Raw genomic sequence first — 13225 nt, 5'->3', positions numbered from 1 at the left:
TAAGAAAGCAAAGGAGTAAACTATGTCAAATTTGAAAGAACAAGTTGGGATTAAGGCTGCTGAATTTGTCACGGACGGGATGATTGTGGGCCTGGGAACAGGATCGACTGCCTATTATTTCGTCCAGGAAATCGGTCGCCGGGTCCAGGAAGAAGGCCTGGACATCATCGGTGTGACGACTTCGCATGCCACAGCGAAACACGCTGCTTCACTGGGGATTCCTCTGAAGAATATTGATGAGGTGGATTATGTTGACTTGACGGTGGACGGAGCAGATGAAGTAGACGGAGCTTTTAACGGCATCAAGGGTGGCGGTGCAGCCCTGCTCATGGAAAAGGTCGTTGCCAGCTATTCCAAGGACTCTATCTGGATTGTCGATGAAAGCAAGCTAGTGGAAACACTCGGAGCCTTCAAACTGCCGGTTGAAGTGGTTCAATACGGTTCTGAAAATCTTTTCCGACTGTTTGAGAAGAAGGGCTATCGTCCAAGTTTCCGTATGAAGGACGGCCAGAAATTGGTGACCGATATGCAGAATTTCATCATTGACCTGGATTTGCAACGAATTTTGGATACGCTTGCTTTGGCTAATGAACTGGACCACACAGTTGGAGTAGTAGAGCACGGTCTCTTCATCAACTTGATTTCAAGAGTCATCGTGGGAACAGCAGAAGGTCCTAAAATCCTTACTAAAGAATAGTTGAAAACGCTTCTCATTTTTTTAGAAAATGAGAGCTTTTTTATGTTATAATTAAAAGACGAACGTTTATTTACAAAAAAAAGGAGAGAAATATGCCTAAATTTAAACGTATTCACCTGGTTGTCCTGGATTCTGTGGGAATCGGTGCGGCGCCAGATGCCAACAACTTTACCAATGCAGGCGTGCCAGACGGTGCATCAGACACCTTGGGACACATTTCAAAAACAGTCGGCTTGAATGTGCCAAATATGGCTAAACTGGGCCTCGGCAATATCCCTCGTGAAACACCTCTGAAAACAGTTCCTGCCGAGGAAAATCCGACAGGTTATGCAACAAAATTGGAAGAAGTATCACTTGGTAAGGATACTATGACGGGTCACTGGGAAATCATGGGCCTCAACATTACCGAACCTTTCGATACCTTCTGGAATGGTTTCCCTGAGGAAATTTTGACCAAAATTGAAGAATTTTCAGGTCGTAAGGTCATCCGCGAGGCCAATAAGCCTTATTCTGGAACGGCTGTGATTGATGATTTTGGTCCTCGTCAAATGGAAACTGGGGAGCTCATCATTTACACCTCCGCAGACCCTGTCCTTCAGATTGCCGCTCATGAGGACATTATTCCGCTTGAGGAGCTTTATCGCATCTGTGAGTACGCGCGTTCTATAACCTTAGAGCGTCCAGCCCTTCTGGGTCGTATCATTGCCCGTCCTTATGTTGGTGAGCCTGGTAACTTTACCCGCACAGCCAACCGCCACGACTATGCCGTTTCTCCATTTGAGCCTACTGTTCTCAATAAACTGGCAGATGCTGGTATCTCGACCTACTCTGTTGGTAAAATTAGCGATATTTTCAACGCCTCAGGCATTACCAACGACATGGGCCACAACAAAAATAACAACCACGGTGTCGATACCCTCTTGACAACCATGGGTCTGGCTGAGTTTGAGACAGGATTCTCCTTCACCAATCTGGTGGATTTTGATGCCAACTTTGGTCACCGCCGTGATGCCAAGGGCTACCGTGATTGCTTGCATGAGTTTGATGCTCGCTTACCAGAGATTATGGCTGCCATGCGTGAGGACGACCTGCTCCTCATCACAGCTGACCATGGGAATGACCCGACCTATGTCGGTACGGACCATACTCGTGAGTACATTCCGCTCTTGGCTTACAGCCCCTCCTTTACTGGCAACGGCTTGATTCCACAGGGACATTTTGCGGATATTTCGGCGACCATTGCTGAAAACTTCGGTGTGGACAATGCCATGATTGGTGAGTCATTCTTGGATAAATTAGTCTAATGAAAAAAGTAACCGTTTATTACAATCACGATTGTAGCAAGTGCAAGAAATTGCGGGTCCTTCTCGCTCATCAAGATCTGGAAGTGACCTGGGTTAATTATCTGGAAAATCCCCTGTCCAAGGCAGATTTGGAAAGGATTTTGGCTAAAATGGATGCCCAGCCTTCCCAACTTATCCGCCTGGCACAGGACGATTTTGTAGGAAAATCCGAGCCAGAAATTCTGGAACTCATGGTAGCTGAACCCAGTCTTGTCAACAGACCCATTGTCGAGCGAGAAAGTACCGCTTTTCTCTGCAGACCGCTGGACGTAATCGTAGAAAAAATGCCAGAATACGACTGGTCAAGATATTTGTAAAAGGAGAAATTATGTCACTATTAGAAAAAATCAATGAAACAAAGGCTTTTTTAGAAGAAAAAGGCTTGATTAAGCCAGAATTTGGCTTGATTTTGGGCTCAGGTTTGGGCGAATTGGCAGAAGAAGTCGAAAATGCGATTGTCATCGACTATTCTGACATTCCAAACTGGGGCAAGTCAACAGTTGTTGGGCATGCAGGCAAGCTGGTCTACGGTGACTTGGCTGGTCGCAAGGTCTTGGCGTTGCAAGGGCGTTTCCATTTCTACGAAGGAAATCCGATGGAAGTGGTGACCTTCCCAGTCCGTGTTATGAAAGCTCTTGGTTGTGAAGGTGTGATTGTTACCAATGCCGCAGGAGGTATCGGCTACGGTCCAGGTACCCTTATGGCCATTACAGACCACATCAACATGACTGGTCAAAACCCATTGATTGGTGAAAACTTGGAAGAATTTGGTCCACGTTTCCCAGATATGTCCAATGCCTATACCAAAGCATACCGAGAAAAAGCACATGCAGTTGCGGAAAAATTGGGCATCAAGTTGGACAATGGTGTCTACCTCGGTGTGACAGGTCCTACTTACGAAACACCAGCTGAAATCTTGGCCTTCAAGACCATGGGTGCCCATGCAGTTGGTATGTCAACTGTTCCAGAAGTCATCGTTGCAGCTCACTCAGGCATGAATGTCTTGGGAATTTCAGCTATCACTAACTTTGCAGCTGGTTTCCAATCAGAACTCAACCACGAAGAAGTGGTAGAAGTGACGGAACAAATCAAAGAAGATTTCAAGGGCTTGATTAAAGCGATTTTGGCTGAGTTGTAAGAATTTGAACATAGAATAATAAAGAGGTACAATACATGTCTATCCATATTTCTGCCAAACCTGGCGATATTGCTGATAAAATTCTCCTTCCGGGAGATCCGCTCCGTGCTAAATTTATTGCTGAAAACTTCCTTGAAGACGCTGTGTGCTTCAACGAGGTCCGCAATATGTTCGGCTACACAGGTACTTATAAGGGCCACCGTGTTTCTGTCATGGGAACTGGTATGGGGATGCCATCCATTTCCATCTACGCCCACGAGCTCATCAACGAATACGGTGTGAAAAAATTAATCCGCGTTGGAACCGCGGGCTCACTGAGTGCTGATGTTCATGTTCGTGAATTGGTCTTGGCGCAAGCAGCTGCAACCAACTCTCGTATGATCAATATTGACTGGCCAGAGTACGATTTGCCACAAATTGCAAGCTTCAACCTTTTGGACAAGGCCTACCACATTGCTAAAGACTTTGGCTTGACCACTCACGTGGGAAATGTCCTTTCATCAGACAGTTTCTATTCTCCAAAACTCTTCAGTCGTAACTTGGAACTGGGGCAAATCGGTGTCAAGGCGGTTGAAATGGAAGCGGCAGCTCTTTACTACTTGGGAGCTAAATTTGGTGTAGAAACGCTGGCTATCATGACCATTTCTGATAGCTTGGTCAATTCAGATGAGGATACAACGGCAGAAGAACGCCAAAATACCTTCACAGACATGATGAAGGTTGGTCTGGAAACCTTGATTGCGGAATAGGCCGGACTAAGGAGTAACTTGTGATAAGGAGGAATGTATGACATTTGCACACTTTGAACCAACTCGAAATGTAGAAGATTTTCACTTGGCAGGATTTGCTTATTATGACGGATTAGATGTTGTCGAAGAGTTAAAATTGGGAACTTCTCTAGATTTACTGGCTGAACCAACTAATCCTTATGATTCAGAAGCGGTGCTTATTCTTTATCGGGGGAAGAAATTGGGCTACATTCCAAAATACAAGAACAGTTTAATCAGCCGGATGCTTTTTTATGGACACGGGGATATTTTGGAAGCTCGCGTTCAAATGATTGATTTGACGGAACATCCTGACCGTCAACTACGCGTGGTTGTTAAGTTTAAGGACAATCGTCCGACAGCCTAAATCAGTAGACAGAGAAGTTATCAGGTTAATCTGTAACCGTTTGAAAGACGAACTAAGTTCTATTTGTATGGAACTTAGCTTGTCTTTTTTTGTTTTTTAGTGTATAATAGAAAACGGTTACATATAGTAACGAAATAATCATGAACACTTACATATATTAGTTTCATTTAGGAGATTAGGAATGATTAATTTACAAAATTTTGTCCAGTCCATGTACGCTAAGCGGATTGAAGACTGTTCTGACCATGAACTTTACTATGCTTTGCTCGCATTTACAAAGCAACAGAGCGAGGCTAAATATACCAATGAGCAGAAGAAAAAAGTCTACTACATTTCTGCGGAGTTCTTGATTGGTAAACTCTTGTCTAACAACTTGATTAACTTGGGTGTTTATGATGAGGTGAAGAGCCAGCTTGCAGCGGCAGGGAAGGACTTAATCGCCATTGAAGATGTGGAGATGGAGCCATCTCTTGGTAATGGTGGCTTGGGTCGCTTGGCTGCCTGCTTCCTTGATTCCATTGCCAGTCTTGGTCTCAATGGAGATGGTGTCGGTCTTAACTACCACTTTGGACTTTTCCGTCAACTGTTTGAGTACCACCAGCAGTCTGCGGTGCCAAATGAGTGGATTACGCCACGTTCTTGGTTGACAGAATCCCCAATTTCTTACCAAGTGCCATTCGCCAACTTTACCTTGACATCTAAGTTGTATGATATTGATGTTCCTGGCTATAAGACAGAGCGTAAGAATCGTTTGCGTCTGTTTGACCTTGGTTCTGTAGATGACAATATCATCTATGACGGTATCGAGTTTGACAAGGAAGACATTTTCCGCAATCTGACCCTCTTCCTCTATCCAGATGATTCGACAGATGAGGGCAAGGTGCTGCGTATCTTCCAGCAGTATTTTATGGTGTCCAATGCTGCCCAGCTCTTGATTGATGAGGCTGTTGCTAAAGGTTCAAATCTTCATGACTTGCCGGATTACGCTGTAGTTCAAATCAATGATACCCACCCATCCCTTGTCATTCCAGAATTGATTCGTCTCTTGGAACTTCGTGGTATTTCCTTTGATGAGGCAATTGAAATTGTCAAGAAGATGACGGCCTATACCAACCACACCATCTTGTCTGAAGCCCTTGAAAAATGGCCGCTTGATTTCTTGAATCGTGTAGTTCCACACTTGGTGCCATTTATCGAGGAATTGGACCGTCGTGCAAAGGAAGTGAAGAATGACCCAGCGGTTAATATTATCGATGAGCATGGTCGTGTCCATATGGCCCACATGGATATTCACTACGGCTACTCTATCAACGGTGTAGCAGCCCTTCATACTGAGATTTTGAAGACTTCTGAGTTAAAAGCCTTCTACGAGCTTTACCCAGAGAAATTTAACAACAAGACTAACGGTATCACCTTCCGCCGTTGGCTCATGCATGCTAACCCAAGATTGGCTAGCTATCTTGATGGACTACTTGGACATGGCTACCACCATGATGCTAGCGAGTTGGAAAAACTCTTAGAATATAAGAATGACAAGGAATTAAAATCTTGGTTAGAAAAAACCAAGCAGCACAACAAGCGTAAGTTGCAACGTCATATTGCTAAGACGCAAGGTGTGGAGGTCAATCCAGAGTCTATCTTTGACGTGCAAATCAAGCGTATGCACGAGTACAAGCGTCAACAGATGAATGTTCTCTATGTTATCCACAAGTATTTGGATATCAAGGCTGGCAATATCCCAACTCGTCCATTGACAGTCTTCTTCGGAGGAAAAGCTGCACCAGCTTACACAACGGCTCAAGATATTATCCACTTGATTTTGGTCTTGTCACAGGTTATCAAAAATGACCCAGAAGTGGCACCACACTTGCAGTTGGTCATGATTGAAAACTACAACGTAACGGAAGCCAGCTTCATCATTCCAGCGGCAGATATTTCAGAGCAGATTTCTCTTGCATCTAAAGAAGCATCTGGTACTGGTAACATGAAATTCATGCTCAACGGTGCCTTGACTATCGGTACAGATGACGGTGCCAACGTGGAAATTCATGAATTGGTCGGCGATGAAAATATCTACATCTTCGGTCAAGATAGCCAAACTGTTATTGACCACTATGCAAATGGAACCTATCATCCTTATGCCTTCTATGAGCGTGAAGCTATCCGTCCATTGATCGATTTCATTACATCTGATACCATTCGTCATGCTGGAGGTATTGATGAACGCCTCTGGCGCTTACAGGACAATCTCAAGCACAATGACCACTTCATGACCTTGCTGGACTTGGAAGACTATATTGAAACTAAGGAAAGAATGTTGGCAGACTATGAAGACCGTGACAGCTGGTTGGACAAAGTCATCGTCAACATTGCCAAAGCAGGCTTCTTCTCATCAGACCGTACTATTCAACAGTACAACGAAGATATTTGGCATTTGGAAGCTAAGTAAATAAAATAAATTAAAAATGACCTTTTGGGGTCATTTTCAGACTGAAGACAAAGTCCTTAGAATTGATTTTCTAAGGGCTTTTCTTCGTATTTAGGAGTATAATATAAGAAAAAGGACTTATGAGGTTCTCCTATGCTACACAAAGAAAAACCTGACTACAACCGCAATCAGTACGGTTTCTATACCCTTGACCAGCTTGTGCCTGCAGATCATTTCCTGCGCCAAGTGGAAGCTGTGATTGACTTCGACTTCATTTATGATCTAGTAGAAGATACCTATTCGTCTGATAATGGTCGTCCTAGTCTTGACCCTGTCATGTTAGTTAAAATTCCTCTGATTCAGTGCTTTTATGGTATTCGTTCCATGCGTCAGACCATCAAGGATATTGAAGTGAATACTGCCTATCGCTGGTTTCTTGGTTTAACCCTAGATGACAAGGCGCCTCACTTCACGACATACGGCAAAAATTATTCGCGTCGCTTTCAAGAGAAAGGTTTGATTGAGTCCATTTTCACGCATATTCTTGGGCTGTGTATCAATGCAGGCCTAATTGACCCGACGGAGATGTTCATAGACGGAACTCATATTAAAGCTGCGGCCAATAATCGTAAGTTTATCAACCAAGAGGTGGAAAAGCAGGCCAAATTCATGAGTGAACAGCTGGAAATCGAAATGAATCAAGATCGGGTAAAGCACGGAAAAAAGCCACTAAAGCCCGTCGAAAAAAGAGAGGTTAAAAACCAGAAACTATCCACTACCGACCCTGAGAGTGGCTGGTTCCACAAAGGAGACCATAAGGAGGTATTTGCTTATTCTGCCCAAGTTGCCTGTGATAAGTATGGCTGGGCACTTGCTTATAGTGTTGAGGCTGGCAATATCCATGACAGCCAGGCTTTTCCTGCACTTTTTGCCAAGCTTGAACCCTTGAAACCCAAGTCTATCATTGCGGATTCAGGCTATAAAACTCCCAGTATTGCCAAGTTTTTGCTTGATAAGGAAATCACTCCTGTCCTTCCCTACACCCGTCCTCGTGGGAAGAAGGGACAACTTCGGCCTAAAGATTTTGTCTATGACGAACACTTCGATTGTGTCCTGTGTCCTGAACATCAGGTGTTGACCTATCGCACGACCACCCGAGAAGGCTACCGAGAATACAAAAGTGACCCTGCAATTTGTGCCAACTGTCCCCTATTATCAGTATGTACGACCAGTAAGAACCATCAAAAAGTTGTCACGCGGCATATTTGGAAGGAGTATTTGGAACAGTGCGAAGATATTCGTCATCAAAGAGGGATGAAGGAGCTCTACCAACATCGGAAAGAGACGATTGAACGGCTATTTGGCACAGCCAAGGAATACCATAATCTGCGCTACACGAGGGAAAAAGGCAAGTCCAAAATGGAGGATAAGATTGGACTGACTTTGGCGTGCTTAAATCTCAAAAAACTGGTCAAAAGGATGGCGGGAGAGCCTTTTTATTTTGTCCAGATGAGGTGGTTTAAGCGCCAAAACAGACATTTTTCTCTAAAAATAGTAAAAAAGACAAACACCGAAACGATGTTTGTCTGCAATCTGAAATGACCTTTTGGGGTCATTTTTTCTGTATTCTATTTTTGAAAGCTTGAGCCATTGCGGATTGTCCCAAGAAGTTTCCAAAGGCGAAGCCAGAAGTGTTCAGCAAGATGTCGCCAAGGTCAAAGAAGCCTAGTGAAAAGAAGAATTGACAGGCTTCAACTAGCAATATGGCACCTACAAAGAGAGAAAGTTTTTTCCAAGAAAATGAAAAAAGCAACCCAAGTGGTAAAAAGAGTAAGAGATTAAAGACCAATATAGCAGGATTGAGAAATAGGTCTTGAGAGAAGGTGCTAAGGAGATCCCAGTTGACACCTCTGACGCCCATGCTTTTGAAAAAGAGAAGAAAGACTAGCAGAAGCCCGTAGCAAGCGTAGAAAAACCAAAGTGTCAGTCGCGAAATATGGGGCTTATAGACAAGTCGAAATAGGGTAAAGCAAAATCCGGTCATCAGTAAGACTGCTGCAAATGCTGGCCAAAAATCAACCGTCATGAAAATGTTTGAAAATTGGTGAAAAAGAAAGGTCATAAAGAGCCAGCGACAGAGCAGAAATGACAGGATCAGGTTAATACAGTCATAGATAGCTTCTTTTCTCATAGAAGGCCTCCTTTTTATTTCATTATATCATTATTTGAGGGGGGGGTAAAGGCTGTAAAAAATATTTTTATAGACAGTGTGCTATAATAGTTCTTATGAAAAAACGACCGACATCTGCCTATATCCACATTCCATTTTGTACCCAGATTTGTTACTACTGTGACTTTTCCAAGGTCTTTATCAAGAATCAGCCAGTTGACGAGTATTTGGCAGCCCTCATGGAAGAGGTCAAGTTTTACGACCTGCCAGCTCTCCGCACACTTTATATCGGAGGCGGAACACCATCGGCTCTCTCGGCAGACCAGCTAGATTATCTCCTGACCAATCTGGAGAACTTGCTGGACTTGTCACAGCTGGAAGAATTCACTATTGAGGCCAATCCAGGTGACTTGACGGCGGATAAGATTGCGGTTCTGAAAAAATCCAAGTGCAATCGAGTGTCGCTTGGCGTTCAGACTTTTGACGACCGTATGTTGAAAAAAATCGGTCGCAGTCACAACCAAGCCCAGATTTATGAAACCATTGCAGCTCTCAAGGAAGCAGGTTTTCACAACATTTCCATTGACCTGATTTATGCCCTGCCTGGTCAGACCATGGAGCAGGTGGTGGACAATGTCGCCAAGGCCTTGGAGCTGGACATTCCCCACATGAGCCTCTATAGCTTGATTTTGGAGAACCACACGGTCTTCATGAATCGCCAACGCCGCGGCAACCTCCATCTGCCCAACGAAGATGTGGAGTCCGATATGTTCGACTACATTCTTCAGGAGTTGGAGAAAAACGGCTTCGAGCACTACGAAATCTCCAACTTCACCAAACCTGGTTTTGAAAGTCGCCACAACCTCATGTACTGGGACAACTCGGAGTACTATGGTCTAGGAGCTGGAGCATCTGGCTACATCGACGGCATGCGCTACCGCAACCGCGGCCCCATCCAGCACTATCTTAAATCCATCCGTGAAAAAGGCCATTCCCGCTTACATGAAGAATTTCTCAGCCAGACCGAGCAGATGGAAGAAGAGATGTTTTTAGGTTTACGGAAAAAAACTGGCGTGTCCATTGAGCGATTCGAGGAAAAGTTTGGCATTTCCTTTGAAGACCGCTACGGTCAGGTGGTCAGAGACTTGAAAAATGAAGGTCTCTTGCAAGAAGAAGACCGTTGGCTTCGGATGACCAAAAAGGGATTGTTTCTTGGCGATACAGTTGCCGAGCGTTTTATTATAGAAGATTAGAAAGAGGACATAATGGGAGTAAGCTACCAAGAAGAGTTCACCATTCCCTTTGATATGGTGGATGTCAAACAAGAAATCAAACTGCCTGACTTTATTTCCTACTGTCTGGGTGTGTCAGGTCGGCAGTCGGAGGAACTGGGGCGCAGTGACCTCTATGTGTTTCAGGAATTTGGCTTGATTTGGGTGGTGACAGACTATGAACTGACTATTCAAGGCCTACCTAAATACAATGAAACCATTACCATTAAAACAGAAGCGGTTGCCTATAACAAGTTTTTCTGTCATCGGATGTTTTATATCTATGATGAGGCTGGCAATCTCTTGCTGGATATTCTCTGTTATTTTGTTCTGATTGATTTTGAAACTCGCAAGGTGGTACCTGTGCCAGAAGCCTTGATTGCTCCTTATCAGTCTGAGCAGGTCAAGAAATTGCCTCGGGCTCCCAAGTATCAGCTTTTGGAAAATCCATCTGTCCAAGAATTTCCTGTTCGCTATTTTGACTTGGATATGAATGGTCATGTCAATAATGGCAAGTACCTGGAATGGATGTATGAAGCACTGGGCTATGATTTTCTGCTTTGCCATGTCCCTAAAAAAATCCAACTCAAGTATCTCAAGGAAGTAGAGGCGACTAGCTTGGTGAGTTCACGTATGGTGGCGGAAGCTGGGGTCAGTCAGCATGAGATAGTGATAGATGGGCATATCCATGCGCAAGCTGTCATAGAATGGAGGGAAGATCATGTCACAGGATAAGTGGTTGGAATGGGCCGTACGTTTACAAGCCTTGGCTCAGACAGGCTTGGCCTATGGAAAAGATGTTTATGACATAGAGCGTTTCGAAGAAATCAGACAGATTGCGGCAGAGATGCTAGTAGAACCGTCTGGGCAGCCCTTGGAAGTGGTGAATGACCTGTTTTGCAATGAAACAGGCTATCAGACCCCTAAGTTGGATACCCGCGCAGCCATTTTCCAAGAGGATAAAATCCTACTGGTCCAGGAAAACGATGGGTTCTGGTCCTTGCCAGGTGGGGATTGTGTCATAATAATGACAGGTGCTTAAAACGCTGTCAAATCAAGGATTTGAGTGTTCTACAATCTGTCATTAAGGAGGAAAAATTTATTTTTTGTTTATAATATCATATCGCACAAGCGAGGACATTTTAATAAGTGTTCTCGTTTTTTTATTTTCAGGAGGAATTCATGCAAAAGTATGAACAATCATCACGCCAAATCGTGATGTGTCATCTTGTGGCTATTTTAGGAGTTGATATTGTGAAAGCAACTCATCTGGTTGATGAATTGGAACAAGTAGGTTTAATCCGATTTGATGAATTCGGAAATGTTGGACTTTTAGTCTTGGAGGGATAATCATGAAACGTATTACCGCTAATCAGTATCAAACATCAGAGCGTTATTATAAACTCCCTAAAATTTTGTTTGAGAGTGAACGTTATAAGGATATGAAGCTGGAGGTTAAGGTAGCCTACGCGGTTTTAAAGGATCGGTTGGAGTTATCTTTGAGTAAGGGCTGGATTGATGAGGATGGGGCTATTTATTTGATTTATTCCAATTCAAATCTGATGGCACTTTTAGGCTGTTCAAAGTCAAAACTACTCTCTATCAAGAAAACCTTACGCGAATATGGCTTAATTGATGAAGTCCAACAGTCCTCTAGTGAAAAAGGTCGTATGGCAAATAAAATTTACTTGGGGGAATTAGAACATGAAACTACCCCAGTCTTACATACAGACGGGGCTAGTGTTAAAAAAACACTAGGGGGGTCTCAAAGAAAGACGGGGCCGGTCTTAAATTCAGCCCCTAGTGAGACTGAAGGAAGTGAGACTAAATATAGTGAAACTAAAGGGAGTGGTTTCCTTATTGAGGACGAGGAGGAGAGGCAGCAAGTAGATGAGAAACAAGAAGAGAACTTTACTTCAAAAGTCGATGGCGTGACCAAGTACGATCGAGATTATATTTGGGGTTTGGTTCATGACCAGTTAAGACAGTCGGGGCTATCTCAGTCAGCTAGTGACTATGCCATGATTTATTTTAGTGACCGTTATCAGTATGCTTTGGAACATATGCGATTTGCTCGGTCAGCGGAAGTAATAGCTGAATACGTATTTAATGGTGTGCTGTCAGAGTGGACCAAGCAACTGAGACGACACGAAGTAAAGGGAGGTGATTAAGATGATTTAGTGGATACTAGGTGGAATCTATCTGATTTCTATCGTCATTTTGATTGTTGAAATCATCTGTGCACCAGAAATGGATGATCATATATAAGCAAGAGTTTTACAAGTGTAAGGCTCTTTTTTAGTTGGAAAGAGAGGAAAAATGAAATTTTTAGATTTATTTGCTGGGATAGGTGGTTTTAGGATAGGGTTGGAATCACAGGGTCATAAATGCGTGGGCTTTTGTGAAATTGATAAATTCGCCAGAACATCTTATAAAGCCATGTTTAACACAGAAGGGGAAATAGAATACCATGACATTAAAGAGGTCACAGACCATGACTTTAGACAATTTAGAGGGCAAGTGGACATCATCTGCGGGGGATTTCCTTGCCAAGCATTTTCACTCGCAGGAAGACGACTGGGATTTGAAGATACTCGAGGGACTCTCTTTTTTGAGATTGCTCGAGCGGCCAAACAAATCCAACCACGTTTTCTATTTTTGGAAAACGTCAAAGGCCTACTCAATCACGACGAGGGACGGACGTTCGCCACAATCCTCTCCACGATGGATGAATTGGGGTATGATGTCGAATGGCAGGTGCTTAACAGTAAGGACTTCCAAGTCCCGCAAAACAGAGAGCGGGTCTTTATTATCGGACATTCTAGAAGATACCGTTCCAGATTCATATTTCCTCTCAGAAGAGAAAACAGCCCAGCTCATCTTGAAAGGCTAGGAAATATCAATCCCTCTAAACGTGGTTTGAATGGCGAAGTCTATCTGACGAGTGGACTTGCTCCTACACTAACGAGAGGTAAAGGAGAGGGAGCTAAAATCGCCATTCCAGTCTTAACACCAGATAGACTAGAAAAACGGCAACATGGTCG

General features: G+C 43.7%; 14 protein-coding genes and 1 pseudogene. 14 read left to right on the top strand and 1 reads right to left on the bottom strand.

The features are described from left to right. The first annotated feature begins 22 nt into the window (after positions 1 to 22). The 8 genes from rpiA to ACHBHN_RS01575 all read left to right on the top strand — a co-directional run bounded on the left by rpiA (position 23) and on the right by ACHBHN_RS01575 (position 8342). Positions 23 to 697, top strand: coding sequence for a ribose-5-phosphate isomerase RpiA (rpiA, locus tag ACHBHN_RS01610; protein ID WP_105122532.1), 675 nt, complete (start codon positions 23 to 25; stop codon positions 695 to 697). 92 nt (positions 698 to 789) lie between these two features. Further along, positions 790 to 2001 carry a phosphopentomutase gene (locus ACHBHN_RS01605; protein ID WP_105160567.1) on the top strand — a complete coding sequence of 404 codons (1212 nt, stop codon included), beginning with the start codon at positions 790 to 792 and terminating at the stop codon, positions 1999 to 2001. Continuing rightward, complete coding sequence (locus tag ACHBHN_RS01600; RefSeq protein WP_105160566.1) at positions 2001 to 2357, top strand: ArsC/Spx/MgsR family protein; 357 nt, start codon at positions 2001 to 2003, stop codon at positions 2355 to 2357. The genes ACHBHN_RS01605 and ACHBHN_RS01600 overlap by 1 nt, the downstream gene beginning before the upstream one ends. An 11-nt stretch (positions 2358 to 2368) precedes the next feature. Then, positions 2369 to 3178, top strand: coding sequence for a purine-nucleoside phosphorylase (locus ACHBHN_RS01595; protein ID WP_105160565.1), 810 nt, complete (start codon positions 2369 to 2371; stop codon positions 3176 to 3178). A 35-nt stretch (positions 3179 to 3213) separates the two neighbouring features. Further along, positions 3214 to 3927, top strand: coding sequence for a purine-nucleoside phosphorylase (gene deoD, locus ACHBHN_RS01590; protein ID WP_105160564.1), 714 nt, complete (start codon positions 3214 to 3216; stop codon positions 3925 to 3927). Positions 3928 to 3964: 37 nt separating this feature from the next. Further along, positions 3965 to 4312 (top strand): HIRAN domain-containing protein, encoded by a 348-nt coding sequence (locus ACHBHN_RS01585; protein ID WP_105122526.1) that lies wholly within the window; start codon positions 3965 to 3967, stop codon positions 4310 to 4312. Between the two features lie 181 nt (positions 4313 to 4493). Then, positions 4494 to 6761, top strand: a complete 2268-nt coding sequence (locus ACHBHN_RS01580; protein ID WP_394733527.1) for a glycogen/starch/alpha-glucan phosphorylase — start codon at positions 4494 to 4496, stop codon at positions 6759 to 6761. 132 nt (positions 6762 to 6893) lie between these two features. Next, positions 6894 to 8342 carry an IS1182 family transposase gene (locus ACHBHN_RS01575; protein WP_394733526.1) on the top strand — a complete coding sequence of 483 codons (1449 nt, stop codon included), beginning with the start codon at positions 6894 to 6896 and terminating at the stop codon, positions 8340 to 8342. 10 nt (positions 8343 to 8352) lie between these two features. Here ACHBHN_RS01575 and ACHBHN_RS01570 read toward each other — a convergent pair whose 3' ends face one another. After that, a complete protein-coding gene (locus ACHBHN_RS01570) occupies positions 8353 to 8931 on the bottom strand; it encodes a VanZ family protein (RefSeq protein ID WP_394733525.1) in 579 nt (192 codons plus the stop codon). 95 nt (positions 8932 to 9026) lie between these two features. Between ACHBHN_RS01570 and hemW the strand changes: the two genes are divergently transcribed. The 6 genes and pseudogenes from hemW to ACHBHN_RS01540 all read left to right on the top strand — a co-directional run. Beyond that, complete coding sequence (gene hemW, locus ACHBHN_RS01565; protein WP_394733523.1) at positions 9027 to 10163, top strand: radical SAM family heme chaperone HemW; 1137 nt, start codon at positions 9027 to 9029, stop codon at positions 10161 to 10163. Positions 10164 to 10175: 12 nt separating this feature from the next. Further along, the gene (locus tag ACHBHN_RS01560; RefSeq protein WP_394733521.1) at positions 10176 to 10916 is read left to right on the top strand and encodes an acyl-ACP thioesterase domain-containing protein; all 741 of its coding nucleotides are present in this window, start codon (positions 10176 to 10178) and stop codon (positions 10914 to 10916) included. Beyond that, a pseudogene (locus ACHBHN_RS01555) lies at positions 10903 to 11199 on the top strand (NUDIX hydrolase N-terminal domain-containing protein); the annotation flags it as partial. The gene ACHBHN_RS01560 and the pseudogene ACHBHN_RS01555, both read left to right, overlap by 14 nt. A 164-nt stretch (positions 11200 to 11363) precedes the next feature. After that, complete coding sequence (locus ACHBHN_RS01550; protein WP_394733520.1) at positions 11364 to 11531, top strand: hypothetical protein; 168 nt, start codon at positions 11364 to 11366, stop codon at positions 11529 to 11531. Between the two features lie 2 nt (positions 11532 to 11533). Continuing rightward, positions 11534 to 12352 carry a replication initiator protein A gene (locus tag ACHBHN_RS01545; protein ID WP_394733519.1) on the top strand — a complete coding sequence of 273 codons (819 nt, stop codon included), beginning with the start codon at positions 11534 to 11536 and terminating at the stop codon, positions 12350 to 12352. 148 nt (positions 12353 to 12500) lie between these two features. Beyond that, a partial coding sequence (locus ACHBHN_RS01540) for a DNA cytosine methyltransferase (protein ID WP_394733518.1) occupies positions 12501 to 13225 on the top strand: 725 nt, incomplete at its 3' end.

Origin of the sequence: Streptococcus sp. A22, assembly GCF_043674215.1 — a bacterium.
GTDB classification, from domain to species: domain Bacteria; phylum Bacillota; class Bacilli; order Lactobacillales; family Streptococcaceae; genus Streptococcus; species Streptococcus suis_V.
Note: the sequence above shows the minus strand (reverse complement) of the source record. Positions and strands in the feature narration are given on the sequence as shown.